Origin of the sequence: Candidatus Pantoea gossypiicola (genome assembly GCF_008632075.1) — a bacterium.
Lineage (GTDB): Bacteria > Pseudomonadota > Gammaproteobacteria > Enterobacterales > Enterobacteriaceae > Pantoea > Pantoea gossypiicola.
In genome coordinates this window covers 14,647-38,661 of sequence record NZ_VWVM01000002.1, presented here as the reverse complement: position 1 = coordinate 38,661, position 24,015 = coordinate 14,647, and the positions used below count along the sequence as shown (strand labels likewise).

General features: G+C 56.2%; 24 protein-coding genes. 10 read left to right on the top strand and 14 right to left on the bottom strand.

From position 1 onward, the window contains the following. The first annotated feature begins 103 nt into the window (after nucleotides 1-103). Complete coding sequence (gene slyA / locus F3I20_RS02500; RefSeq protein WP_010245551.1) at nucleotides 104-541, top strand: transcriptional regulator SlyA; 438 nt, start codon at nucleotides 104-106, stop codon at nucleotides 539-541. Between the two features lie 39 nt (nucleotides 542-580). Here the strand turns inward: slyA and slyB are convergent, their stop codons facing one another. After that, nucleotides 581-1,048: an outer membrane lipoprotein SlyB gene (slyB, locus tag F3I20_RS02495; protein WP_150012864.1), complete on the bottom strand. Its 468-nt coding sequence runs from the start codon at nucleotides 1,046-1,048 to the stop codon at nucleotides 581-583. Nucleotides 1,049-1,330: 282 nt separating this feature from the next. Between slyB and anmK the strand changes: the two genes are divergently transcribed. Then, a complete protein-coding gene (gene anmK, locus F3I20_RS02490) occupies nucleotides 1,331-2,452 on the top strand; it encodes an anhydro-N-acetylmuramic acid kinase (RefSeq protein ID WP_150038027.1) in 1,122 nt (373 codons plus the stop codon). Nucleotides 2,453-2,499: 47 nt separating this feature from the next. Here anmK and F3I20_RS02485 read toward each other — a convergent pair whose 3' ends face one another. The 3 genes from F3I20_RS02485 to F3I20_RS02475 all read right to left on the bottom strand — a co-directional run bounded on the left by F3I20_RS02485 (nucleotide 2,500) and on the right by F3I20_RS02475 (nucleotide 4,798). Beyond that, nucleotides 2,500-2,733, bottom strand: a complete 234-nt coding sequence (locus F3I20_RS02485; protein WP_013357724.1) for a DUF4060 family protein — start codon at nucleotides 2,731-2,733, stop codon at nucleotides 2,500-2,502. A gap of 227 nt (nucleotides 2,734-2,960) precedes the next feature. Beyond that, entirely contained in the window at nucleotides 2,961-4,172 is a 1,212-nt protein-coding gene (locus tag F3I20_RS02480; protein ID WP_150012868.1) for a diguanylate phosphodiesterase, read from the bottom strand. 104 nt (nucleotides 4,173-4,276) lie between these two features. Further along, complete coding sequence (locus tag F3I20_RS02475; RefSeq protein WP_150038038.1) at nucleotides 4,277-4,798, bottom strand: GNAT family N-acetyltransferase; 522 nt, start codon at nucleotides 4,796-4,798, stop codon at nucleotides 4,277-4,279. A gap of 288 nt (nucleotides 4,799-5,086) precedes the next feature. On the opposite strand from F3I20_RS02475, the gene F3I20_RS02470 reads away from it, so the two are divergent. Next, nucleotides 5,087-5,320: a hypothetical protein gene (locus F3I20_RS02470; protein WP_150038039.1), complete on the top strand. Its 234-nt coding sequence runs from the start codon at nucleotides 5,087-5,089 to the stop codon at nucleotides 5,318-5,320. A 148-nt stretch (nucleotides 5,321-5,468) separates the two neighbouring features. Here the strand turns inward: F3I20_RS02470 and F3I20_RS02465 are convergent, their stop codons facing one another. From F3I20_RS02465 to F3I20_RS23835, 3 genes are read right to left on the bottom strand one after another with little or no spacing between them, the layout of a single operon-like run. Beyond that, nucleotides 5,469-6,617 (bottom strand): MFS transporter, encoded by a 1,149-nt coding sequence (locus F3I20_RS02465; RefSeq protein ID WP_150038028.1) that lies wholly within the window; start codon nucleotides 6,615-6,617, stop codon nucleotides 5,469-5,471. Next, nucleotides 6,614-7,153, bottom strand: coding sequence for a TetR/AcrR family transcriptional regulator (locus F3I20_RS02460; protein WP_150038029.1), 540 nt, complete (start codon nucleotides 7,151-7,153; stop codon nucleotides 6,614-6,616). Before F3I20_RS02460 ends, F3I20_RS02465 begins: the two co-directional genes overlap by 4 nt. 3 nt (nucleotides 7,154-7,156) lie before the next feature. After that, nucleotides 7,157-7,315: a hypothetical protein gene (locus F3I20_RS23835; RefSeq protein WP_190286140.1), complete on the bottom strand. Its 159-nt coding sequence runs from the start codon at nucleotides 7,313-7,315 to the stop codon at nucleotides 7,157-7,159. A gap of 381 nt (nucleotides 7,316-7,696) precedes the next feature. Between F3I20_RS23835 and F3I20_RS02455 the strand changes: the two genes are divergently transcribed. After that, nucleotides 7,697-7,972 (top strand): hypothetical protein, encoded by a 276-nt coding sequence (locus F3I20_RS02455; protein WP_033732518.1) that lies wholly within the window; start codon nucleotides 7,697-7,699, stop codon nucleotides 7,970-7,972. Nucleotides 7,973-8,071: 99 nt separating this feature from the next. Here F3I20_RS02455 and budC read toward each other — a convergent pair whose 3' ends face one another. The 4 genes from budC to treZ all read right to left on the bottom strand — a co-directional run bounded on the left by budC (nucleotide 8,072) and on the right by treZ (nucleotide 15,406). Next, nucleotides 8,072-8,836, bottom strand: coding sequence for a meso-2,3-butanediol dehydrogenase (gene budC / locus F3I20_RS02450; RefSeq protein ID WP_150038030.1), 765 nt, complete (start codon nucleotides 8,834-8,836; stop codon nucleotides 8,072-8,074). A gap of 126 nt (nucleotides 8,837-8,962) precedes the next feature. Beyond that, nucleotides 8,963-11,038 carry a glycogen debranching protein GlgX gene (gene glgX, locus F3I20_RS02445; protein ID WP_150038031.1) on the bottom strand — a complete coding sequence of 692 codons (2,076 nt, stop codon included), beginning with the start codon at nucleotides 11,036-11,038 and terminating at the stop codon, nucleotides 8,963-8,965. Between the two features lie 58 nt (nucleotides 11,039-11,096). After that, a complete protein-coding gene (treY, locus tag F3I20_RS02440; protein WP_150038032.1) occupies nucleotides 11,097-13,625 on the bottom strand; it encodes a malto-oligosyltrehalose synthase in 2,529 nt (842 codons plus the stop codon). After that, entirely contained in the window at nucleotides 13,622-15,406 is a 1,785-nt protein-coding gene (treZ, locus tag F3I20_RS02435) for a malto-oligosyltrehalose trehalohydrolase (RefSeq protein ID WP_150012882.1), read from the bottom strand. Before treZ ends, treY begins: the two co-directional genes overlap by 4 nt. A 60-nt stretch (nucleotides 15,407-15,466) precedes the next feature. Between treZ and F3I20_RS24315 the strand changes: the two genes are divergently transcribed. Both F3I20_RS24315 and F3I20_RS02430 read left to right on the top strand, forming a co-directional pair. After that, complete coding sequence (locus tag F3I20_RS24315; RefSeq protein WP_255467298.1) at nucleotides 15,467-15,592, top strand: hypothetical protein; 126 nt, start codon at nucleotides 15,467-15,469, stop codon at nucleotides 15,590-15,592. A 243-nt stretch (nucleotides 15,593-15,835) separates the two neighbouring features. Then, nucleotides 15,836-16,132, top strand: a complete 297-nt coding sequence (locus F3I20_RS02430) for a hypothetical protein (RefSeq protein ID WP_150012884.1) — start codon at nucleotides 15,836-15,838, stop codon at nucleotides 16,130-16,132. Nucleotides 16,133-16,175: 43 nt separating this feature from the next. On the opposite strand, the gene F3I20_RS02425 is transcribed toward F3I20_RS02430, so the two are convergent. After that, complete coding sequence (locus F3I20_RS02425; protein WP_150012886.1) at nucleotides 16,176-17,432, bottom strand: mechanosensitive ion channel family protein; 1,257 nt, start codon at nucleotides 17,430-17,432, stop codon at nucleotides 16,176-16,178. Nucleotides 17,433-17,656: 224 nt separating this feature from the next. On the opposite strand from F3I20_RS02425, the gene F3I20_RS02420 reads away from it, so the two are divergent. Next, nucleotides 17,657-19,315 carry a methyl-accepting chemotaxis protein gene (locus tag F3I20_RS02420; protein WP_150038033.1) on the top strand — a complete coding sequence of 553 codons (1,659 nt, stop codon included), beginning with the start codon at nucleotides 17,657-17,659 and terminating at the stop codon, nucleotides 19,313-19,315. 98 nt (nucleotides 19,316-19,413) lie between these two features. Here the strand turns inward: F3I20_RS02420 and katE are convergent, their stop codons facing one another. Beyond that, entirely contained in the window at nucleotides 19,414-21,678 is a 2,265-nt protein-coding gene (gene katE, locus F3I20_RS02415; RefSeq protein ID WP_150012890.1) for a catalase HPII, read from the bottom strand. 387 nt (nucleotides 21,679-22,065) lie between these two features. On the opposite strand from katE, the gene zinT reads away from it, so the two are divergent. From zinT to F3I20_RS02400, 3 genes are all read left to right on the top strand, one after another. Further along, entirely contained in the window at nucleotides 22,066-22,716 is a 651-nt protein-coding gene (gene zinT / locus F3I20_RS02410) for a metal-binding protein ZinT (RefSeq protein ID WP_150012892.1), read from the top strand. A gap of 140 nt (nucleotides 22,717-22,856) precedes the next feature. Next, nucleotides 22,857-23,177 (top strand): type II toxin-antitoxin system RelE/ParE family toxin, encoded by a 321-nt coding sequence (locus tag F3I20_RS02405; protein ID WP_150012894.1) that lies wholly within the window; start codon nucleotides 22,857-22,859, stop codon nucleotides 23,175-23,177. Next, complete coding sequence (locus F3I20_RS02400) at nucleotides 23,170-23,454, top strand: helix-turn-helix domain-containing protein (protein ID WP_150012896.1); 285 nt, start codon at nucleotides 23,170-23,172, stop codon at nucleotides 23,452-23,454. Before F3I20_RS02405 ends, F3I20_RS02400 begins: the two co-directional genes overlap by 8 nt. A gap of 107 nt (nucleotides 23,455-23,561) precedes the next feature. On the opposite strand, the gene F3I20_RS02395 is transcribed toward F3I20_RS02400, so the two are convergent. Further along, the gene (locus tag F3I20_RS02395; RefSeq protein ID WP_150012898.1) at nucleotides 23,562-23,927 is read right to left on the bottom strand and encodes an MmcQ/YjbR family DNA-binding protein; all 366 of its coding nucleotides are present in this window, start codon (nucleotides 23,925-23,927) and stop codon (nucleotides 23,562-23,564) included. Nucleotides 23,928-24,015: the final 88 nt, after the last annotated feature.

Here is a 24,015-nt window from a genome sequence, read left to right as displayed (position 1 = left end):
GCGTAATCGTAGCCTGGTCCGGGATTTGTAATTTGTCCTGTAAACTCGCAGAATAGTGTAAAATCTGGCTTGATAGCTAGCAAGCTAATTATAAGGAGATGAAATGGATACGCCTCTCGGAACGGATTTATCTCGCCTGGTGCGCATCTGGCGCGCGTTGATTGATCAGCGGCTCAAACCGCTTGAGCTGACTCAGACTCACTGGGTGACGTTGCATAATATTCATCAACTGCCGCCCGAACAGTCGCAGATTCAGTTAGCCAAGGCGATTGGTATTGAACAGCCTTCTCTGGTGCGGACGCTGGATCAGCTGGAAGAGAAAGGACTGATTACCCGTTCGACCTGCGCCAACGATCGTCGTGCTAAACGCATTAAGCTCACGCAGCAGGCTGAGCCGATTATTGAACAGGTTGAGAGTGTGATTGATGAGACGCGGGATGACATCCTGTCCGGCATCAGTCGGGAAGAGATCAGTCAGATGGTGACGCTGATTGCCCGACTTGAGAAAAACATTCTCGAACTTCAGCACAAAGAGAAATAAAAAAACCGACGCCTGCGCGTCGGTTTTTGTTTTGCAGCCTTAGCGAGGTGAAACCGTCACCTGGCTGCCGTTGGACGCCATCGCTACACGCTGGCCAACGGAGTAACGTGAGGCAGCCTGCTTCTGAACTACCATGATGGTGTTGCCATCATCCTTGCGGATTTCCAGCTCAACGCCATCGGTTTTATTGACTGCGCCCTGTACGCCCTGGCCTGCTACGCCGCCCAGAACCGCACCACCGGCTGTCGCCAGGCTACGTCCGCTACCGCCACCAATGGTGTTACCCAGGAAGCCACCCAGCACCGCACCACCGATTGCACCGATGACGTTGCTCTCATCACCGCCCTGGATTTTCACCGGACGCACAGAGACCAGAGTACCGTACGACACGCTCTGCACCTGCTTCGCTTCACTGGCACTGTAGGTATCACCCGACAGCGTACTGGTATTGCTACAACCTGCCAGCATCGCACCGGCCAGAGCGACCACAATTACACGCTTAATCATTTGAAACTCCTTTAGTCGAGAAGGCGCCACGTTTATCGCTGTATCCTGCACACAGTATAAGACACAAAACTGGCAAATTAATCCCTGTCCGAATAAAACACGGTTGGACGAAGCATAGACTATGTAAGATCAACAATAATTCAATTGTCTTTTAAAAATAGTCCCGTAACGTTACGGGTTAGCACGTTCGGATAAAAAGAATTTAATCATAGAATTAGCGATCATTATTTGTCAGGCTAGCCGCAGATGAATCGCACTTCCCGCCGGAAGTAAGGAATGGTTATGAAATCAGGACGCTATATCGGGGTAATGTCAGGCACCAGCCTGGATGGCGTGGATGTTGTGCTGGCCGCCATTGATGAGAATATGGTGGCGCAGCAGGCGAGTTACTACCATCCGATGCCACCTGCGCTGCGTCAGGCCATTCTGGGGATTTGCCAGGGACAATCCCTGACGTTGTCACAGCTCGGCCAGCTTGATACCCGCCTCGGCCAGCTGTTTGCAGAAGCCGTGGTGACATTAATGAAGCGTGAATCGCTGGAGGCCAGCGATATCACAGCGATTGGCTGTCATGGTCAGACCGTCTGGCATGAGCCCCAGAGTGACGCGCCGAACACGCTGCAGATTGGTGACAATAACCAGATTGTCGCGGTAACCGGCGTCACCGTGGTGGGCGATTTCCGCCGTCGTGATATGGCGCTGGGCGGGCAGGGCGCGCCGCTGGTGCCCGCTTTTCATCAGGCGCTGCTGATGGATGCCACGGAACGCCGCATGGTGCTGAATATTGGTGGCATTGCCAATCTCTCGCTGCTGATCCCGGGTCAGGCGGTACGTGGCTTTGATACCGGTCCCGGCAATATGCTGCTCGACGCCTGGATCTGGCGGAATCAAAGGCAGCCTTATGACAAAGATGCGCAGTGGGCGCGCAGCGGATCGGTGATCCCTGCACTGCTGGAGGCGCTGTTACGTGAACCCTGGTTTGCGTTGCCGCCGCCGAAGAGCACCGGGCGCGAACACTTCAACCTGGGCTGGCTGGAGCAACATCTGCGCTATTTTCCGGGTCTGGCACCGCAGGATGTGCAGGCCACGCTGGTGGAGCTGACCGCTATCACCATCACACAGCAGGTGTTACTCAATGATGGCTGCGATCGTCTGCTGGTGTGCGGCGGCGGCAGTCGCAATCCACTGCTGATGACGCGGCTGGCGGCGCACCTTCCCGGAACGGAAGTGGCGACCACCGATGCGGCGGGTATCAGTGGTGATGATATGGAAGCGCTGGCGTTTGCGTGGCTGGCATTTCGCACGCTCTCCGGCCTGCCGGGCAATCTGCCTGCGGTGACAGGCGCACGGGAAAAAAGCGTAATTGGCGCAATCTATCCGGCCAACGTTCTCTATCAACGCTAAGCGGGAGTTCGGGGGCAGGTTTTGCCCCCTGATGTTACAGGCGGCCGTCAGGCGGCACCGGAGAGATGTGTCAGATTACGAACCCCGGTAATCACCGTGGCAACCATGGTTTCACGTCGGGTAATCACCTCAACCTGATAAAACCGGCTGCGGTAGGCGATGGAATAGATGATGGGGTGGTACTTATTACCTTCTCCGTAGCGGGCGTAGTGCGCTTCGAGCGCACGGGTCGCTGCCAGGATATGGGAGGGTTCTTTATCACCGCGGATGATTTGCTTCATTCAGTTCCTCAAATGCTGTCCCTGGAGTCACGTCGCACGTAATGGCGCGTAGCGCTGGCCTAAACACTGAACATCTGACTGCTAAACATTTAATCACTGATGGGTTCATGACTGACTGTGACGCGGAGAGATGACAGAAAGATGATCCTCCGGCGCTGTAAATTATTTAGCAGCAGCCGGATGATCCAGCAAGGCAGGGAAGTGTAAATTCATCCAAATCGCAGGGGTTAAATCAGCTCCGGCCAGGCGACGGCCGCAACGCCATTCAGTTCAGGCTCAGAGAACAGGAAGCCCTGAAACTGGGTCACGCCCGCGGCTTCAAGCCACATCCACTCTTCCGGTTGTTCTATGCCTTCGGCGATCACACCGATCTCCAGAGAGGCGCAGCATTTCAGAATGGCGTGAATGATTGCCTGTTTGGGCCCACTTTTATGCACGTCAGAGATGATGGCACGGTCAATCTTAATCTTGTCGGGCTGAATGCGGGTCAGCAGCGACAGCCCGGCAAAACCGGCACCGAAATCATCCAGCGCCAGGCTGATCCCGGCCGCTTTAAGTTGCCTGATGGCGGCTTCAAATGCCTCCGGCTGTGAGATGATTTCATTCTCAGTGAACTCAACCATGACCTGCTCTGGCACCAGTCCCTGGGCCGCCATCTCATCCAGCAAAAAGGAGACAGCGTCGGGTACTTCTACCAGCGTCATCGGCAGCAGATTGATCGACAGGGTCATCCCCTCAATCCCCAGCTTCTTCGCCTGAGCGAAGGCGATCTTTTTTGACCGAAGATCGACCTGATAAAGCTGTTCGCGTGTCAGGCGGGCAAAATAGTCGAGCGGCGATTCCCCCTGCGGACCGCGCAGCAGTGCTTCCAGCGAAACGATTTCGCAGGCGAAGGGATCAACAATAGGCTGAAACGCAAAGCTGACTTCATCCGCAGCCACCAGCGCCGCATCGCCTTCACGCTGCTCTGTCTCGTTACGAATAAACGTCCAGCCGCTGGCGGCAGGGATCTCGAAATAGTTCTCTTTTTCACGCGCTTCAACAAAGGTGCGCAGGAATTGCAGTGCGCGATCGGCATAGGTCATCTGATATTTCGTCGTGCATTTTTCCAGCACTGACTCGAGCACGGTTTCCTGATCGTGCAGCCGCAGATCGAACAACTCCATACCAACATGACCAAAACGTCGCGCCGGGGCGTAATCGCGCAGCAGTTCGACCAGATTGTGGTGGCGCGGATCCTGGCAAATCCGGCTATAGACCGCCTTCACGGCCGCCTCCGGGCCTTCCAGAAGCTGGAAAAAATGCGTGCCATTGAACAGTAAAATTCCGGTGACATCGGACGATTTGTTGATTTTATTCGCTTTTCGCGCCAAATCATTCAGGGTCTCGAGCTGCACATGTTCAGTGATGTGGCTGCGATAGATGAGTGTCGACAACATAAAGGGTTCCGGAATTTTTTATCTTTTTGTTAAGGCACCTTACCAGAAGCTTCTCCTGGGGAAAACGAGGGCCAGTATGACTTTCTTATTATGACGCTATTATTTTAATCAACTGGCGGCGTGGTATCGCCGGTTCCCAGAGAACGTTGCATGAAAACGGTATCCAGCCAGCGGCCCTGTTTAAACCCCACCGATCGCAGGATGCCTGTCATCTCAAAACCTGCTGCCTGATGCACAGCAATCGAACCCCGGTTCTCGCTGTCGCCCACGTTGGCGATCATCTGACGAAACCCTGCCTGTTCAGCCCACGTAATGGCATGATCTAACAGACGGGAGCCGGCACCACGCTTCTGAAAACCGGGATCGATATAAATCGAGTCTTCCAGCGTATGCCGATAGGCGTAGCGCGGGCGATAAGGTGCGAGATAGCAAAATCCACGTACGTCGCCGTCGCTGACAGCGATAAACCACGGCAGCCCTGCCTGCTGAATCTTACGCATCCGCTCGCCAATCTCCGCAGCGTCCGGGGGCACGGTCTCAAATGAGCCGGTGCCGTTAAGGACATGCCAGGCGTAGATCTGCTGTATCGCCGGGATATGGCGTTCATCTGCATCAAAAATTTCCATCATGTGGTTTTGCCCTGATCGTCTGCACCTGTTGGAAAACAACGGTATAGCGGGCGCTCAGAGCGTGCAATATAATTCTCGTGCGCGTTAGCAATTTTATTATGGGCGCTTCCTCCAGGAGAACGCCTGGCGAAACAGAGAGACGCCTTCCTTCCGATTGAGTCCCGCTACTGAATGGCGGTTAAGCCTATTCTGAAAACAGCGTCAGCCGGATGATCCGTCCCGGGCTTAAGGCTATTATCTGTGCCGTTCCGATAGAGTTAATTAATTGACGGGAGGCGCAGCGTGATGCGATTTGTTGATTTTCTGAATAGTAAGCAGGGGCTGCGTGCAGCACGAAATCATTGCTTCGAATTAAATGGGGTAGTACTGGGCCATTTTACGGCGTTATTCCTGCAGGATAATCAGATTATTTTTACCAAAGATGGTAAACAGTGTGCGGTGCCTTATTATCTGGGGCCCGATGAAGATTTACTTCAGCAGAAGGTCAATCCACGAATTAACAATATCCGCGCGATCTGAAAAGCTTCGGTGCTGCCTTTATCCATTTAATTATAAAACTGACATGATCATTCCTGATGAGCCGGACAGTTATTTTTCACGCTGTCTGGTAAATAAAATCATCAGTTAATTCCCGCCACGCTTTACGATGCTGTGCGTTATTTACGGCTTATTCATCTGAGGCGTCACTATTCTGCGACGGTGTAATAAACAGCAGGATCAGGGCAGTGAGTGCAAACAGCGTTAAAGCCGTAATGGCACCCAGCGCGGCGTAAAGCTGACCAAACAGCAGCGATCCCGCAACCTGACCGACTGCCAGCATAAAAAACAGGATACCGACGCCTGTCGCCGGCTCTTCCGCCGTGGCCTGTGCTCCCCATACCAGCAACACCCCCGACAGCGTGACGTAACCTGCGCCGCAGCAGGCCACCGCAATCAGTAAACCGGCAGATTCACCGTGACTGAAGGCCAGAACCAGCAGTGGCAATGCCATCCCGCACAACGATAGCCGGTAAACCGCGTTCAGCCCGATACGGGCAGCGACCGGGCCGGTTGCGGCACCCACAATGCCTGCACCTCCGGCAACCAGCCAGAGTAAACGGGCGGTCTCTGCATCAACGCCGACATGCTGGCGCAGCAGCGCCGACCCAAAGCTCCACCAGGCCGCACTGACCAGCCCTGAAACCAGCGCTATGCCCATCAGTCGCCGCATAGCGTGACCGTAAAGACGCGGGAACCCGCGGCTGACGCGGGCGGCGCGGCCAGCCGCATGCACCGACAGCACGCGCATCACCGGCAGCAGACAGGCCAGGGACAGCAGGGCGAACAGCAGGCAGGCGGCACGCCAGCCGCCAGGTAGCACGCTCAGGATCACCACGGTCAGAATGATACCTGCGCTGGTGCCGGCGTTGATCAGGGTATTGATGCGCGGCTGATCGGCAGCCGCAATCCGGTTACTGACTGCCGCGGCCAGAGCGGGCGATGCCAGCCCTGAACTCAATCCGGCAACAAACAGACCTGTCGCCAGCAGTAGCGGTGAGGAGGCACAGGCGAGCAGCAGCAGCCCTGATGCGGCACTCAGGGCCGCCAGCAGCGCAGTCAGTCGGGCACCATAGCGGTCTGCCAGTGCGGCTGCGGTGAGAATAGTGAGGCAGTAGGCCACAAAGCTACAGGCTGACAGTAATCCCGCCTGCTGCGGGCTGAACGGGATATCGGCTGAGATCGAAGGCAGCATCAATCCCCACGAGAAGCGCGCCATGCCGTAAGTCACAGCAATCAGGCTAAAGCCGGTCAGCGCCAGCGCGGCGGATGACCTCATCTGACCGAACCACTCTGCAATAACTGGCTGGCGACCTGTTCCGCCTGCCGCACAGCGGCAGGACCGGTAATCAGCGCTGTGGTAATCGCGCCCTCAAAAAGTATCCAGATGGCATCACTCAGCTGCTGATTAACATCGCCGCGCAGATGCGTCACGCATTGCGTAATGTAAGCACGCATCGTGGCGCGAAAGGCCAGAGCCTGGGATGCCAGCTCACTATCCCGCTCGGCATACTCTCCCCAGGCTTTCAGAAAGAAGCAGCCACGCGCGCCGTTTAACGTCGTCCACTCAACCAGCACCGCAAACAGATGCGCAATTGCCTCAGGTTGTTGCGCTGGCAGCAGCGCCGCCATAAAGCGCTGCTCGCGGGCGTTAAGCACCGCGGCGGTCAGTGCTTCGCGAGAGTCGAAATGATGATAAAGCGTGCGTGTTGAGACGCCCGCTTCGCGACAGAGCTGATCGGTACTGGTGGCGTGGAAGCCATGGGTATAGAAGAGCCGCTCGGCGGCCTGAAGAATATCGTCTCTCTTTTTCATTCCTTAAAAGTAAACCGATCGTTTTACTTTTTCAAGCCAGTTACGGTTAATTACTCCCGCCGTTATTGATAAACCCCTGACTTTGCCTGTCTCACCGCTTCGCTGAAAGAGAGTCGCTCTGCCGCTTTCACGCTTTTTCAGCCTCAGTTTATCAATACTCATAAGTACCCCTGCGGCGGTTAATGTCGTTTGTTGTGGCTCTAATCATAACGGCCGTGACATATCAGGCTGGCTAAAGCAGAGTGCTTTATAAGTAATTATTTTATAAGGATTTTATTGATTGCTGTTTTTTTATTGATGCATTAGAACCCTAAATGTAAGCGGAGCTGTAAAGCGGGACGGGAAGTTTAAGCGCGCTGAATGACTGAAGCGATAATCGTGGCTGAAAAGGGCATATTCTCAAAGTCGGTTTGAGTTACGCAATAAAGTGGTTTTAGGGATAATTCTCAGTTAGTTTAATAAAGCTTCAGATTACAAATAAAAACTCTTACGAATTTTGGTTCGTTTTTTACGATACATACAGCAACTATCAGGATGACTACCATGCTCAAAGCCAGCTATTATTATCTGTGCCCGCGTCCCATGGGTGGATGGATTTTACACAAAGAAGGTTGCGTTAATCTGTCAAAGAACGATAAACGCGTTTTTATTGGTTCGCTTTATACCCGACAGCAGGCGCTGGCGGTGGCGAAAGTCCATCACGCCAATGCCATATTGTGTAATGCCTGCCTGAGCACCTTTATTTGCCCGACCACGACCAGCACGGCAATTAAACCGGCCCGGGCGGCCACGCCAACCCGTCACACGCCAAAACATTAATTCACTGAAATTAAATGGCAGCAGTAAAAGAGAATAAAGGGAATTAACTGGGCGGGGCGTCGAAAATAAAAAAGGCAGCGTAATACGCTGCCCTGATACTTATGCCTGTTTAGGCTGGCCATTTGAGGCGGTAATGCCGCCATCAACCGGCAGATTGACGCCGGTAATATAACTGGCTTCATCGCTGGCAATAAAGAGAATCGCGCGAGCGATATCATCCGCTTCACCGGCACGGCGCAGTGGAATACGATCGTAAAAACGCTCCAGCAGTTCCTGATCCTGTTTGGCATCTTCAGTCAGATCGGTAAAGGTGAAGCCAGGGCAGATGGCATTGACCCGCACGCCATCCGCACCGTAATCCATCGCCAGCGCACGGGTGAAGTTGGTAATCGCCCCTTTAGCGGCGTTGTAGATGCTCATACCCCAGTCACCGCCTAAGCCGGAAACGGAGGAAATGTTGACGACGTTACCTTTGCTCTTCAGCAGCGCTGGCATGAAGTAGTGAACACCGTGGAAAACGCCGTCGAGGTCAGTTTTCATCAGGGTTTTCCATGCGTCGAGGTCGACTTCATGGATGCGACCCTGCACGATAACGCCCGCATTATTTACCAGCACATCTACACGGCCATACTTCTTCAGTACCGTTTCTGACAGCTGTTTAACCTGTTCGGCTTCTGAGACGTCGCAGGCCGCCACCAGGTGATCGCCCGCCGTCATTTCAGCCAGCGTCTCTTCCAGTTTCTGTCGGGTGCGTCCCACCAGCACCACGGATGCCCCTTCTTCAGCAAAGCGCTTTGCGCTGGCTTCGCCAATGCCGGATCCGGCACCTGTCACAACCACAACTTTCTGTGTAAATCTGGACATTATGCCTCCTTATCAGCATCAATCCTTACTGTTAACAACCGGTTAAGCCTGGCAGCGATCGGCAAAAAAACAAGCGCAGCGCGAAATGCGCTGCGCCTGATGCCTGATCGTTAACCTGTTCAGCGACTAGGGACGTCTGAACAGGGCGAAGCTGCGTCCTTCCAGCTCGAAATCTTTTTCTTTGGTGATAACCAGACCCCGCTTCGTCACGTCGCTGGTGGTCAGCTCCAGCACCCAGCCCCCTTCGCCAAACTGTGGAATGCGGAAGGGCACATTGCCTTCGAACGGGTTAAGTAGCATCAGGACGTCATGCCAGATGCCTTCCTCGGTCTGCAGATCCGGTCGGCCGATATAGACGCCCAGCGTTGAGCCTTCATCCCACTGCTCACTCTGCTGGAAGCCGCCACCGGCGTTAAACCACTTAATATCCATGCCGTCGCGCCAGTTTTCACGGCGCAGCAACGGCTGCTGAGCACGCAATGTCAGGATCTGACGGGTGAACTCGCGCAGCGCCTCTGCGGATTCCGGCAGGTTATCCCAGTGTACCCAGGAGATTTCGCTGTCCTGGCAGTAGCCGTTGTTGTTGCCCATCTGGCTGCGGCCAAACTCGTCGCCTGCCAGCAGCATCGGCGTGCCGTGGGAGAAGATCAGCGTAGCGAGGAAGTTGCGTTTCTGTCGCTCGCGCACCGCGTTAATGCCTTCGTCATCGGTCGGGCCTTCAACGCCATAGTTGTAAGAGCGGTTGTCGTTGTGACCGTCGTTGTTGTCTTCACCATTCTCATCGTTATGTTTGTCGTTGTACGACACCAAATCGTTGAGCGTGAAGCCGTCGTGGGCGGTAATGAAGTTGACGCTGGCCCACGGACGCCGACCGTGCTGGTCGTAGAGGTCACCGGAACCCAGCAGGCGGGCGGCGAAGTCGGTAGAGACGTTGTTACCTTTCCAGTAGTCACGCACCGTGTCGCGATACTGGTCGTTCCATTCTGCCCAGCCTGGCGGGAAACTGCCCACCTGATAGCCGCCGGGACCGATATCCCAGGGTTCACCAATCAGCTTTTTCCGCGACAGGATCGGGTCCTGCATCACAGCATCGAAGAAGCCGCCACGCGGGTCGAAACCATCCGGTTCGCGACCCAGAATCGTACCGAGGTCGAAACGGAAGCCGTCGATATGCATCGACTCAGACCAGTAGCGCAGCGAATCGAGCACCATCTGCAGCACGCGCGGATGTGAGGTGTTCACGGTGTTGCCGGTGCCGGTATCATTGATGTAGTAACGATGCTGGTCGGGCATCGTACGGTAATAGGAGAAGTTATCGATGCCTTTAAATGACAGCGTCGGACCCAGCTCATTACCCTCGGCGGTGTGGTTGTAGACCACGTCGAGGATGACCTCAATACCGGCGTCGTGGAAGGCGCGCACCATGTCACGGAAGCCCTGAATGCCGCGCGGCCCGAAGTAGCGGGTCGCGGGCGCAAAGAAGCCCAGCGTGTTGTAGCCCCAGAAGTTTTTCAGCCCCTTATCCAGCAGGTGCTGATCGTCCGGGAACCAGTGCACCGGCAGCAGCTCGACGGAGGTAATGCCCAGGCTTTTGATGTAGTCGACGGTCGCTTTATGGCCCATACCATCAAAGGTGCCGCGCAGCTCCGGTGGCAGTGCGGTGTTGAGCTGCGTAAAGCCTTTCACGTGGGTTTCATAGATGACGGTTTTCGGCCACGGCACATTCGGGCGGTTTTTATCCTGCCAGTCGAATTCATCAGGGTCGATTACCCGGCACTTAGGTGTAAACGGCGCGCTGTCACGGGTGTCGAACGTCAGATCTTTATCATCGTGATAGAGATCGTACGCGAAGTGCGCCTCGTTCCAGGCGATGTCGCCCGCCAGTTCACGGGCGTAGGGATCGAGCAGCAACTTGTTCGGGTTAAAGCGATGACCATTTTCCGGGTCATAAGGGCCATAGACGCGATAGCCATAGAGCGCGCCGGGCTTCAGGCCCGGAATGTAGCCGTGCCACACTTCATGGGTATATTCCGGCAGCTCCAGCCGGGCAATTTCCGTTTTGCCGCTGGGATCGTACAGACAGAGTTCAACCCGCTCGGCGTGGGCGCTGAACAGGGCGAAGTTTACGCCCTGGCCATCAAAATTGGCCCCCAGCAAATGGCTGTAACCCGCCGTAATTTCAAAACGCTGACTGTTTGACATTTATGCCTCGTTATTCAATGAACAGATTGACGCGTAATAAACAAAATTCTTCCCGACTTCACTGTGCCACCAGCACGGCGCACCACTGCGACGCCAGTGCGGTAAGCGGCAGCTGGTCACCTGCATACAAGCTTTTACCGCTCAGCACATCCTGATAGCCGCGCTGAGCGAGTGCCGCGGGCAGAGCGATATGCGTATCAGCCCAGCGTGCCTCAGACGGCTGATCGAGATTCTCTGGCAATGCGTTAAAGACCCGGCGTGAGACAATCACGATGACTGCCTGATCCTCACGGGTGCGGGCAAAGGCGAGCACGTTATCCTGCTGCGCCCCTTCTGCGGACAGCGGCAGGTAGTCACCGTAGCGGAACAGCGCAGGCTGCTGCTGTCGTAGCGCCAGCAGTTTCACAATCGCCTGCTGATTGACCTGACCGCGCAGCCAGTGCGTCTCACTGTCATCGTGCTGTGGCGCGTTAAGCATCGCCGCCAGCGCGTCGAAATCAGGCTCGCGGCGGTTATCGGGATCGACCAGGCTGAAGTCCAGCGCCTCGCTGCCCTGATAAATATCGGGTACGCCTGGTGCGGTAAGCTTCACTACGGTCTGGGTGAGGCTGTTGACCAGTCCGGCGCGCATAAAGGGTTGCAACGACTGACAGAAATCAGTCAGGAAGGTGCGGTTGCCGGGTGCAAGCAGATGACGGGCATAGCTCAGCACCGCCTCTTCATAGTCATCGTTATTGTCGGCCCAGTCGGTGCGCAGTTTGGCTTCACGCATCGCTTTCTCAACATAGACCACAAAGCGGGCTTCCAGCGCCGCCAGACCTTCCGCATCCTGCGGCTGCAGCGTGGTCGGCCAGACGCCGGCCAGCGCTTCGTACAGCATCCATTCCACGGCCGGTTCCGGTGCGGGGCCATCTTTCAGGCGTACGACGTGATCCTCGTTCATCTCCCGCCAGCGGCTCACGCACTCCGCCCAGCGCTGTGGCGCTTCGGTCAGGGTATAGAGCCGCGCACGGGCATCTTCGCCGCGCTTGGTATCGTGCGTTGAGGTGCCCGACAGCGCATCGGGCTGATGCTCACGCCTTGCCTGCATCTCCGCGTGGAACTGATCCAGCGAGAAGTGGCGCGCCAGCGGCTCAGCACCCACCTCATTTAAGGCCAGCGCCATGTGCTGCCGGAAGAAGAGGGTGTCCTCTACCGATTTCGCCATCAGCGGGCCGGTCAGCTGCTGGAAGCGGGTACGGAACTGCGTGGCATCGTCACGGGCGGAATCACCCACCTCTGCACGCAGAATGCGGGTCAGGAAGTCGAGCGCCTGCGTATCAGGCGCGTGGTCGCTGGCTTTTACGTCGCTGACCACCTGGTCCAGCAGTGCAGTATCGGCTGTCGTCAGGCCTTCCGGCGTGCCATAGGTGCGGTAAACCGGGAAGGCGACCAGCAGCTCACGCAGGGCATTTTTCAGCTCCGCTTCCGGCTGAGTCGTGCCTTCTGCCTCAGCAATCTTCAGTGCCAGTTGCAGTAACCGGTTAAATTCGCCAGCAAAGTTGCGGTTCGCCATCAGCAGCTTGGCAGCACGCAGCTCCGCTTTCATGTCGACGCTTTTGCCAATCACGGCCTGATAGGCTTTACGCAGTCCGCTCAGGCGATCGCTGTCGACCAGCAGATTGGCAAGCGCGGCCATAAACTCATAGCCGGTAGTGCCGGAAACCGGCCACTCTTCAGGCAGTTGTTCATTGTCGCCGAGGATCTTCTCCACGGTGAGATAGCAGTCGGGACCGGCAGACTGGCGTAACTGCTCCAGATAGCCGCGCGGATCGGCCAGGCCATCCACGTGGTCGACGCGCAATCCCTGCACCGCGCCGCTGTGAACCAGTTCGAGGATCAGCTGATGGGCGGCATCAAAGACGGCTTTGTCTTCCACGCGCACGCCCACCAGACCGGTCACTTCAAAGAAACGGCGGTAGGAGAGGTCGTTGGGCGCGTCGCGCCAGGACATCAGTCGCCACGGCTGCTGGTCGTGCAGTTCGGCGATCTCTGCGGCATCGCGCAGGGCGAGCACCGCCTCTTCCCGATCCTGCCAGGTCTCAGGTTTCAGCGGATAGAAATTGTCGAAGTAGGCCAGCGCCGGTTTGCCAGTCTGCGGATCGCGCTGCACGCTGATATCACCGTTTTCCAGTACTGCCTCAAAGGTGTCACCGAGGAACGGCAGCGTCAGGCGGCGAGACCAGTCGATATCGAAATAAGTGGCATAGCGACTCTGTTCGCCATGTTCAATGACGTCGCGCCACCACGGGTTCTCCAGCGAGGCGGCCATATGATTCGGCACGATGTCGAGGATGAGCTCCAGCCCGGCCGCTTTCAGCGCGGCCACCATGCGGTCAAAACCTTCCCGGCCACCAATCGACGGCTCAATCTGGTTAACGTCGGTTACGTCATAGCCGTGGGTTGATTCAGCGGTGGCGCTGAAGACCGGCGAGGCATAAAGATGGCTGATGCCAAGCTGTTTCAGGTAGGGCACCAGCGCCGCCGCACGGTCAAAGGTCATGCCGTTACGGAACTGGATGCGGTACGTTGCGGTTGGAATAGTCATTCTGCTTCTCTCTTAGCCAGACGCACCACGATAGCGTTGGGAATCAGTTCGGTTGCGGTCTGCGGCCAGGCAAACAGCGTTTCACCCGGCAAATCGGGGATCGGCTGCGTGCTGTCGCCGACGTTCAGCGCCAGTGACAGCGTGCCCTGCGGGAAGTCCCAGCGCACCGCCAGGAAATCGTCTGCGGTTTTCACCACCTGACCGGCATCACCGCCGGCGGTCTGCAGCAGCGGGACGATATGTTCCTGACGCAGCGCCAGCAGATGACGTGTCAGCGCCAGCCACTGCTGACCTTCCGGCGTTTCTGTACGCTGCCAGTCGAGTTTCGACTGTTCAAAGGTGGTGATATCGTTAGGATCCGGCACGGTTTCGCCGTGACCGGCATGGCCTTCAAACTCCCGGGCGCGACCTTCACGCACCGCTTTAGCCAGATCGCCGTGGAAATCGGTGAAAAACAGGAACGGTCGGGTTTCGCCATACTCTTCGCCCATAAACAGCAGCGGAATGTGTGGCGAGACCAGCAGCATGGCCAGCAGCACCTGCGTCCGCTCTGCACCCGCCAGCGAGACCAGCCGTTCGCCCTGCGCGCGGTTGCCCGTCTGGTCATGGTTCTGGATGAAGTCGACAAAGGCGACCGGCGGCTGGCTGCTGCTCTTCACGCCGCGCGGCTCGCCCGACTGTGCTGAGACTTCGCCCTGATAGACAAAGCCTTCTGCCAGCGCTCGCGCTACCCGCTGCGCCGGCTGGTCAGCAAAATCCTGGTAATAAGCGTGAGTTTCACCGGTTGCCAGCACATGCACGGCGTTGTGGAGGTCATCGTTCCATTCGCCGGTAAACAGCGGAGCGTCTCCGTTTTCGTCGCGCGGATGCAGGAAGGTAACGTTTCGGCAATCTTCGGTGGTGAGATGAATGGGGCGGTCGGTAATAGTGGCGCGGATGCGCTCGGCAATCTCAACCAGCACATGCTTTTCGCTCGGGTCATCAATCTGATCGATGGCATCAAAGCGCAGGCCATCCAGATTAAACTCCTGCAGCCAGTAGAGCGGTGCTTCCACGATATAGCGGCGTACCGCATCAACGTCATAGGCGATACCGGCGCCCCACGGCGTCTGACGCTCTTTATGGAAGAAGTCTGGCGCGAGCAGCGGCAGATAGTTGCCCTCCGGGCCGAAATGGTTCAGCACAATATCCAGCACCACCGACAGGCCGTGACCGTGCGCCGCATCGATAAAGGCTTTGAAATCATCGGGTGAGCCGTAGGCGGCATGCGGTGCATAGAGCAGCACGCCATCGTAGCCCCAGCCGCGATTACCGCCAAACTGCGACACCGGCAGCACTTCAATCATGGTGATGCCGGTCTCAGCCAGCATTGGCAATTTCTCAATCGCCGCCCGGAAGGTGCCTTCCTGGGTAAAGGTGCCGATGTGCAGTTCATAGACCACTGACTCTGTCCACGGACGCCCCTTCCAGCTCGTGTTCTGCCACTGATACGCGTCAGGATCGATCACCAGTGAGGGACCGTTGACCTCCGCTTTCTGGGCGCGGGCGGCGGGATCGGGCACTGCCGTGCCATCCGCCAGCACAAAATCATATTCGGCATTCGCAGCCACACCGGCGACCCGGGCTTCAAACCAGCCGTCAGCCTGCGGTGTCATCTCAATGTCTTTACCGGCGAGACGCAGCGTCACGCGTTGCTGACCGGTTGCCCAGAGGCGGAAACGCACCTCGTCACTGGCAACCCGTTCAGCGCCCCAACTTTTAGAAAAAGATTTGGATTCCATTCAGTTGCCTCATTTAGCCTGGAAATACGCGATGGTGACCACCGCGCGAATAGGATGTCGATGACGCAAGCGTCAAAAAATCGTAAAGCTATCAGTGAGACCCGGATGCCAGGTGGGCTGGCGCGCCTCTTCAGCCAGGAAGCTGGACTGGTATTCAGCGTGATGCGGCGGGAAGAGAAAAAGTGAGACCGCTTCCACGCGGCATACAGAGAGTAATCATAGACTAAGATGTTGCAGTCGCAGGGCGGCAGGCTGTTCAGGCGCATTAATTTGCGTTAATTGCTCTGAATCGGCCTCTGCCAGGGGAAAATCATGGGGGGCTGGCCCAGAAAATCCTGCCGGATGGCGCGGATTCACTATAAGCTTAAGCGCGATCGCGCAGGTCACGCTGGAGGATCTGCGGCGCTGAACATTTCAAAAGGATATTACGTGAGGAAACGCGTTCTGTTAGTCACGCTGCTGCTATTGGTTTCCGCCTGTTCTAACCGGGTCGGACATCGGCTGGACAACCGTAATCTGCAGCAGATTCATGCGGGTCAGACGACCAAAGCCCAGTTGATCGCGCTGTTTGGTCAGCCTGACAGTGAGACGCCTTACCCGGACGGTCAGCGGTTGCTGAAGTGGACCTACAGTGAGGCGCGCACCCTGAATACCACCGAAGGGCAGACGCTGACCGTGCAGATGAAGAATGACAAAGTGCTGAACTATGCGCTGAGTAAGAGTTAATGACCTGCTGTGGCGGTGCGGGACCGCCACAGCAGGTCGCCGGTTACGGCATGCCGTTGGGCTCTGCATCCCCGCTAATGGGACGCGGCTGCGCCAGACGGGCGAAATCAGAACCGGCAGGATGCTGGTAAATCTGCAATTCAAATAACCGGGCCATGGCATAGATATACTCAAAAATTGCCGCCTGGGTATTTTCATAATCGGCCCAGAAAATGGATGAGGTGAAGCAGTAGATTTCTACCGGCAACCCATCCGGCGACGGTTTCAGCGGCCGCACCACGATATACATCTCTTTCTTAATATCATCACGCTGGGCCAGCCAGGCACTCAGGAATTTACGGAACACCATGAGGTTAGTGATGCCGTTCTCCATAAACCAGCGGTCGCCGACGGCATTGATATCCCGTCCATCCAGCAGCTCAGTGATCGTTTCGCCCGCGAGGCGGATCTGGCTCATCGCCTGCAGCATCTCCTGATTCACAAAGCTGATCGATTTCTGGTCAAGATAAAAGCTGCGCATGATGCGGCGCGCGCCCGAGGAGAACATCGCCTGCCAGTTGGTGTAGGTTTCGGTCAGGAAGTTCTTGGTCGGGATACGCGAAATGGTGTTATCCCAGTTGCGGATAGTGATGGTATGCAGCGCAATATCGATCACCTCGCCGCTGATATTTCTGTCCGGCATCTCAATCCAGTCGCCCAGTTGCAGCACATCGTTGGAGGAGAGCTGAATATTCGCCACCAGCGACAGCAGCGTATGCTGGAAGATCAGCATCAGCACCGCGGCGACCGCACCCAGCGAGGAGATAATAATCGCGGGCGACTTGTTGGACATAATCGCCAGAATCATGATCGCAGCGATAATATGCACCAGGATTTTGCCAATCTGGATATAGCCCTTGATCGAGTGATTCTTGCGCTTCGATTTGCGTGAGTAGGAGTTGTTAACAATCTCCAGCACTTCGTTGAAGAAGATCGACAGATAGACAAAAAACAGAATGCCGCAGATGGTCTGAATCGCCACTTTCAGGTTTTCAGGCAGGCCCGGCATGAATTGCAGGAAATTGTAGACCACAATCACCGGCACAAAATTTGACAGCTTCTGAGAGAGGCGGACATCTTTATCCAGCGGAACATCTTTTTTATGACTGCTGAAAAAGACCTTCCTGATCACTTTGACGATGAAAAATTTGCAGATCAGGTGAGTGACCATCCCCGCCATAATCAGCAGCAGCAGGCTGAAGCCGATCGACAGCACCCGGTTTCCCTCAATAAAACTCATCAGACTCTGAATGTAATGCATGTTAACCACGTGCGAAAAATGTAAGGGGCGAATTCAACCACAGCACGGGGGCGCTTGTTAAGCGCCGAATGCGTCCAGGCTCCGTCGGCCCCGTTTTTCTGCCGTAAACGGCGTGCTGGCTGCATCCGGCGTGTTGCGGAGAGCAGGCTTCTCTGCAACTGCACTCAGATAAATGTCTTGCTGGCCGATAACCGTTTTACCTCCTCTGATATGAGTCTGCGGACATGCTTAAAAATCTTAAAATAACTCACGGTATTCTGGCGGTGCTTGCCGTCTTTATTACGTTACTGACCCTGACCGGATTTCTGTTCTACAACGGCGTGTCAAAAGCCGACAAAAACTTCGTGGCGGCCGAGCAGCTGACGCTGCAGCAGCAGCACCTGAGCGATGCGGTGAAAACCCTGATTAAAACCCGCGTTACCATCAATCGCGTGGCAATCCGTTTCCTGAAAAATCAGCAGGACCCAAAATCCCTTGCGGCGATGGCTGCGCTGCTGGAGCAGGCGGGTCAGTCAGCGGAAAGCGCGGATGCAGACTTTAAAGCGTGGCAGGCGATGCCGCGTAAAGCAGAACAGGGCGACGCCCAGTCAACGCAGGTTCAGACGGCTTATCAGCAGATGCGTGACACTATGCTGGCCTCTATTACCTTTCTGAAGCAGGGCAACTACCCGGCGTATGGCAACCTCGAAGCGCAGGCGGCGCAGGATCAGCTCGACACGGCCTATGAGGCCTGGCGTGCGGTGAACATCCAGCTGATGAAAGATACCTCTCTGCACAATCAGCGCAGCCTGACGGATGCACTCTGGGCGCTGCTGACCATCGGCCTGATCACCGGCGTGATTGGGGTTGCTGTCTGGATAGGACTGCAGAAGCTGCTGATTAACCCGCTGGCCAGGCTGACCGCGCATATGCGCGCTATCTCGGCAGGGGATTTAACTTCGGCGATTCAGCAGGAAGGCCGCAACGAGATGGGCCAGCTGATTCAGGAGCTGCAGCAGATGCGTGATGCGCTGGTGGTCACCATTACCTCGGTCGATGACGCCACCCGCTCTATCTTCACCGGTGCAGCGGAAATTTCCGCCGGCAGCACCGATCTCTCCTCGCGAACCGAACAGCAGGCAGCTGCTCTGGAACAGACCGCCGCCAGCATGGAGCAGCTTACCTCGACGGTAAAACTCAACGCAGACAATGCGCAGCAGGCGACCACGGTGTCGAAAGAGGCGTCAGCGACGGCCCTGCAGGGTGGCGAGACCGTTGCCCGGGTGATTGCCAACATGGATCAGATCAGCGAAAGCTCGAATCAAATTGCCGGTATTATCGCCATTATCGACAGCATCGCCTTCCAGACCAATATTCTGGCGCTGAACGCTGCGGTTGAAGCCGCGCGTGCCGGTGAACAGGGGCGTGGATTTGCGGTGGTGGCGGGTGAAGTGCGCTCGCTGGCTGGACGCAGCGCCAGCGCCGCGCAGGAAATTCGCGGACTGATCGACCGCTCAGCCGAGCGGATCAAAACCGGTGCTGGTCATGCTGCGCAGGCGGGCACCGCGATGGAGAGCATCGTGAAGTCGGTAAGCCGGGTAACGCAGCTGATCGAAGAGATTGCGGCATCCTCGACCGAACAGACGCGGGGCATTGAGCAGGTCTGCATTGCGGTTTCTGAGATGGATGGGGTGACGCAGCAGAACGCCGCGCTGGTGGAGGAGTCCGCCACTGCTGCCGCCTCGCTGGAGGAGCAGGCGAGCTACCTGCGTAAAACGGTGTCGGTATTTAAAACCGGCAGTCTGCATACGGCGTTCTCCGCCACACCGGTTGCGAAGGCGATTGCTGTGCCAAAACGTCAGCCTGCTGCTGTGACGGACAATGAGAACTGGCAGACCTTCTGATAACGGAACGTCTTACGGATCACCGCGCACGCGACTGTGCTACGCTTTCCGGCATAAAAAAACCGCCCCTGGAGGCGGTTTTTTATTTACTCAACGCATCAGGCCGGAACGGACTGTGCCTTCTGGCTGCGGGACCAGACGCGGTGCGCTTTCATCGCCTGCGTGAAATCCGACATCAGTGCGATCTCCGCCGAGTCGCCCTGTACAATGCCTTCTTCCTGATCGGCATCTTCCAGGCCGAATTGCGCTTTAAAGCGGCGCGCGTCGCCCACCAGACCAATCACCTTGAGGTGCTTGTAGGCTTCCAGCAGGAAGTAACGGGCATCGCCGCTTAACAGCAGAGCATCGATATTGCCATTCGGCACGATGACTGCATCAAAGGTCAGAGAAGGCAGACCGGCAAAGGTGGCATCAACCGGCAGCACTGAACCGTCATCCGCGCGCACCTGGCCCATATGCGGTGCCAGCAGTTTGGCATGCACACCTTCCGCTTTCAGCGCCTGCAAAATCGCCAGCACATCAGCCGCTTTCACACCATCGCTCAGCAGCAGCGCCACCTGACGACCTTTAATCTCACCATCCGGGATAGCGTAAAGGCTCAGGCTGTCATCTTTGGTCAGGCCGTTCACCGCAGCCGGTGGCTGGAGATTGCGCTGCTCATCAGTCAGGGCAAGTCCGAGGTTATCCGCCACGCCCTGCGCCAGTTTGGTATCAATGCGTGCCAGATGATCGACCACACGCTCACGGATATAGGCGCGCGCCACTTTACTCAGCTCAAACGAGTAGGCACCGATGATATGCTGCTGCTCAACTTCAGTCTGGCTGTTCCAGAACAGGCGCGGCTGGGAATAATATTCGCCGAATGACGGGCTGCGCTCGCGCACTTTGTGGCCCTCAACCCGCTCCTGATAGCTTTCGAAGCCGCCGCCTGTTGCAGCAGGTGGCGTTTCGCGCGGCCAGTTGTCATTAATTGAGTTCGGCTCGTAGTTTGCCGGATTGGTGTCGATATCCTGACGATGCATGCCCTGACGCTGGAAGTTATGGTACGGGCAGGTCGGACGGTTGATCGGGATTTCATGGAAGTTCGGTCCGCCCAGACGACTGATCTGCGTGTCGGTATAGGAGAAGAGACGCCCCTGCAGCAGTGGATCGTTGGAGAAATCCAGACCCGGCACGATATGGCCTGGGTGGAACGCGACCTGCTCGGTTTCGGCAAAGAAGTTGTCCGGGTTGCGGTTAAGCACCATCTTGCCGACAATTTCCACCGGCACCAGGGCTTCCGGGATCAGCTTGGTGGCATCCAGAATATCGAAATCGAATTTGAACTCATCTTCTTCCGGGATCAATTGCAGGCCCAGCTCATATTCCGGGAAATCCCCCGCTTCAATCGCTTCCCACAGATCGCGGCGATGGAAATCGGGATCGCGACCGGTCAGTTTTTGTGACTCGTCCCACAACAGCGAGGCTTTACCGGCCACCGGCTTCCAGTGGAAACGGACAAAGGTCGCTTTGCCTTCGGCGTTAATCAGGCGGAAGGTGTGGATACCAAAACCTTCCATGGTGCGATAGCTGCGTGGAATACCGCGGTCAGACATCGCCCAGATGACATTGTGCATGGTTTCCGGCTGCAGAGAGACGTAATCCCAGAAGGTGTCATGGGCACTCTGGCCCTGCGGGATTTCGTTGTGCGGCTCTGGCTTCACGGCATGCACAAAGTCAGGGAATTTGTGCGCATCCTGAATGAAGAATACCGGCGTGTTGTTGCCGACCAGGTCAAACACTCCCTCTTCGGTGTAGAACTTGGCGGCGAAACCGCGAATATCACGCACGGTATCGGCAGATCCTGCACCGCCCTGAACCGTGGAGAAACGCACGAAGACGGGGGTGGTCTGCTCGGGATCGCTGAGGAACTGCGCTTTAGTCAGATCTTTCAGGGAGCGATACGGCTGGAAATAGCCGTGTGCGGCAGAGCCACGGGCATGCACGATACGCTCCGGGATACGCTCATGGTCAAAGTGCGTGATCTTCTCACGCATAATAAAGTCTTCCAGCAGCGTCGGACCACGCGAACCGGCACGCAGTGAGTTCTGATCGTTGGCGATGCGTGTGCCCTGGTTGGTTGTAAGGGCGCGGTCGGTGCCGTTTTTACGGCTGGCTTCAAGCTGGTCAAGTTTGGCGTTGTGCGTCTGTGGCGCTTTCAGGCTGCCTGGGGCGGTAGGCTGCTTGCCTGGCGGGGTCGGTTCGGCTGGGGGCTGATGTGAACCATCTTTCGGTGCCAGCGATCCCAGCCCCGGCTCTGATGATTCCGGGCCGGTGGTCGGCGCGCGTTCGCTCAGGGGTTTCTTCTCGGTTTCTTTCGACATTAATCCATGCTCCAGCTGTTATTTTACGTTCGGCGACACTAAATATAGAACAACCTGAACAATGCTGAGGCTAATTCGACTATTTAACCTTAGCGACAGCGCCTGTTTCATCCGACAGCAAAACCGGGCTTATCACTGAATGCTTATTCTCGCTTCGCTTATTCACACCTTGTGCCGTCTGGCTTAGCGGTTTGTCAGCCCGCGCCTGCTATGCGGGCAACCCGTTTTGATACCACGCCAGCTTTGCCCGTTGCAGGCGCGTGTGATGTGCCATACGAGGTCACTAACCAATAAATAAAATTAATAGAGTCAGGCGAGATTTTACGTTGATATAAGAAATGTTATATCATAACATTTCATTTTGTAACGTTGACTGAGGATCTGGCTTTGACGAAACACGCAGGTAAATGGATTGGGATCGTGGGCGCGCTGCTAATCAGCCCGCAGACGCTGGCACACGGCACGCATTCACATGGCAAACCGCTGTCAGCGATGGAGCAGAAGGCGGCGGAAGGGGTTTTCGCTGACGGCGATGTGAAAGATCGTCCGCTCTCTGACTGGGATGGAATCTGGCAGTCGGTCTATCCCCTGCTGCAAAGTGGCGAACTGGACCCGGTCTGGCAGAAGAAAGCGCAGCAGGACAAGAGTAAAACGGCAGAGCAGTACAAGGCCTACTATCGCAAAGGCTACGCCACCGACGTCGATACCATTGGGATCGAAAATGGCGTGATGGAGTTCCATGTCGGCGATAAGGTCAGCGCCTGCCACTATCACTATGCAGGCCACAAAATCCTGACCTATACGTCCGGGAAGAAAGGGGTGCGCTACCTGTTCGAGTGTCAGGACGCCAGCAGCAAGGCACCGAAATATGTGCAGTTCAGCGATCACACCATCGGGCCGCGTAAGTCCGCCCATTTCCATATCTTTATGGGTAACGCGTCTCAGCAGGCCCTGCTGGCGGAGATGGACAACTGGCCGACCTATTATCCCTACCAGATGATGAATGCAGAGGTGGTGGATGAGATGTTGCACCACTGAGTGCCGTGCGGGATAGGATGACTCACGATTCAGGGCTCTTTTGCAAAGATGGCGACTGCATTCATTTACCCCGTCTGTGAAAGATATAGATCCTTGAGTTAAGTTAACTCATGAGTTAACTTAACGCCAACGGAGGATTTATGTTTGAGATAACGATACACATGGAAGCGCTCGCTGAAATTAAGGCAATGCCAGAGATGCTCCGGGCTAAGCTAGCCCGGCAAATAGATAAACTGGCTACCCGTGGAACTGATTTGAGAGAGCCTGATACCAAACCATTAGGGTCGGGTTTTTTTGAGCTCAGGGCGAAGGCAAATGAGATTGGGCGAGCGGTGTATGTTTATCAGAAAGGCAGACGTATTTTTATCCTGAAAGCTTTTGTGAAAGAGACTAAAAAAACGCCAGCAGCAGTCATGATCGCAGCGGCGCACCGTTTAGAGGAGATGTTAAACGATGAGTAAAAAATCAGTTGCGTGGACGACGGCCCGCAAAGAAATTTTATCTGATCCGGTTGTTCGCGAGCATTATGAGGCTGAGGTTCGGGCAGAGCACCTGCGCGAGCAGTTAGCCAAATGGCGGGAAAGCGCGGGAATGACCAGCGCCCAGGTCGCAGAGGCACTCGGTGTCAGTCCCTCTGCAGTCTCACGCACCGAACGTCGCGCAGATAAAGCCACAGTTGAAACACTCGCCCGCTATGCCCGCGCCTGTGGCGTTGAAAATCCTCAGATTTCCCTCTGACTGACTAAGGATGGCAGGCGTTGATTCTGGTCCTGCTATAGATTATTCCTGCCATCAAACACACTTTCTCTCTGACGCGGGATAATGCTCATCCCATCCGGCCGCCTTCATCCCACCCACACCGGGCGGCGTGAGGCGGGGATGCCGCGCACCACCCGCTGATATGACTCCTCAACCAGCTGCTGAATCAGACCTGGCGAGAGGCCGTCGCCGGGATAAACCGTAATCCAGTGGCGCTTATTCATATGGTAACCGGCAGTGATCGAGGGATAGATGACCCGGTGCAGCTCCGCCTGTTGCGGTTCGCATTTCAGGGTGATAATTGGCACGCCCCGCAGTTCGGTCAGCAGTAAAAACACTTTTCCACACACTTTAAAAACCTGATGTTCCGGCCCGAACGGATAGCCCGATTCGGCGGCGGGCAGCCTTTCAGCCGCGTCGATAGCGATGCGCTGGATCGCGTGACCCTGCATAGTCTCTCTCCCTGTCATTATTCACTCTGCCTCTGTGGCCCGCGACTGGCTGGTCGCCAGAGGCCTGTTACACTTCTGATAAGCATCA

Coding starts and splice junctions, on each gene's coding strand:
- slyA (WP_010245551.1), top strand. CDS start 104: ATGGATACGCCTCTCGGAACGGATTTATCTCGCCTGGTGCGCATCTGG.
- slyB (WP_150012864.1), bottom strand. CDS start 1,048: ATGATTAAGCGTGTAATTGTGGTCGCTCTGGCCGGTGCGATGCTGGCA.
- anmK (WP_150038027.1), top strand. CDS start 1,331: ATGAAATCAGGACGCTATATCGGGGTAATGTCAGGCACCAGCCTGGAT.
- F3I20_RS02485 (WP_013357724.1), bottom strand. CDS start 2,733: ATGAAGCAAATCATCCGCGGTGATAAAGAACCCTCCCATATCCTGGCA.
- F3I20_RS02480 (WP_150012868.1), bottom strand. CDS start 4,172: ATGTTGTCGACACTCATCTATCGCAGCCACATCACTGAACATGTGCAG.
- F3I20_RS02475 (WP_150038038.1), bottom strand. CDS start 4,798: ATGGAAATTTTTGATGCAGATGAACGCCATATCCCGGCGATACAGCAG.
- F3I20_RS02470 (WP_150038039.1), top strand. CDS start 5,087: ATGCGATTTGTTGATTTTCTGAATAGTAAGCAGGGGCTGCGTGCAGCA.
- F3I20_RS02465 (WP_150038028.1), bottom strand. CDS start 6,617: ATGAGGTCATCCGCCGCGCTGGCGCTGACCGGCTTTAGCCTGATTGCT.
- F3I20_RS02460 (WP_150038029.1), bottom strand. CDS start 7,153: ATGAAAAAGAGAGACGATATTCTTCAGGCCGCCGAGCGGCTCTTCTAT.
- F3I20_RS23835 (WP_190286140.1), bottom strand. CDS start 7,315: ATGAGTATTGATAAACTGAGGCTGAAAAAGCGTGAAAGCGGCAGAGCG.
- F3I20_RS02455 (WP_033732518.1), top strand. CDS start 7,697: ATGCTCAAAGCCAGCTATTATTATCTGTGCCCGCGTCCCATGGGTGGA.
- budC (WP_150038030.1), bottom strand. CDS start 8,836: ATGTCCAGATTTACACAGAAAGTTGTGGTTGTGACAGGTGCCGGATCC.
- glgX (WP_150038031.1), bottom strand. CDS start 11,038: ATGTCAAACAGTCAGCGTTTTGAAATTACGGCGGGTTACAGCCATTTG.
- treY (WP_150038032.1), bottom strand. CDS start 13,625: ATGACTATTCCAACCGCAACGTACCGCATCCAGTTCCGTAACGGCATG.
- treZ (WP_150012882.1), bottom strand. CDS start 15,406: ATGGAATCCAAATCTTTTTCTAAAAGTTGGGGCGCTGAACGGGTTGCC.
- F3I20_RS24315 (WP_255467298.1), top strand. CDS start 15,467: ATGACGCAAGCGTCAAAAAATCGTAAAGCTATCAGTGAGACCCGGATG.
- F3I20_RS02425 (WP_150012886.1), bottom strand. CDS start 17,432: ATGCATTACATTCAGAGTCTGATGAGTTTTATTGAGGGAAACCGGGTG.
- F3I20_RS02420 (WP_150038033.1), top strand. CDS start 17,657: ATGCTTAAAAATCTTAAAATAACTCACGGTATTCTGGCGGTGCTTGCC.
- katE (WP_150012890.1), bottom strand. CDS start 21,678: ATGTCGAAAGAAACCGAGAAGAAACCCCTGAGCGAACGCGCGCCGACC.
- F3I20_RS02405 (WP_150012894.1), top strand. CDS start 22,857: ATGTTTGAGATAACGATACACATGGAAGCGCTCGCTGAAATTAAGGCA.
- F3I20_RS02400 (WP_150012896.1), top strand. CDS start 23,170: ATGAGTAAAAAATCAGTTGCGTGGACGACGGCCCGCAAAGAAATTTTA.
- F3I20_RS02395 (WP_150012898.1), bottom strand. CDS start 23,927: ATGCAGGGTCACGCGATCCAGCGCATCGCTATCGACGCGGCTGAAAGG.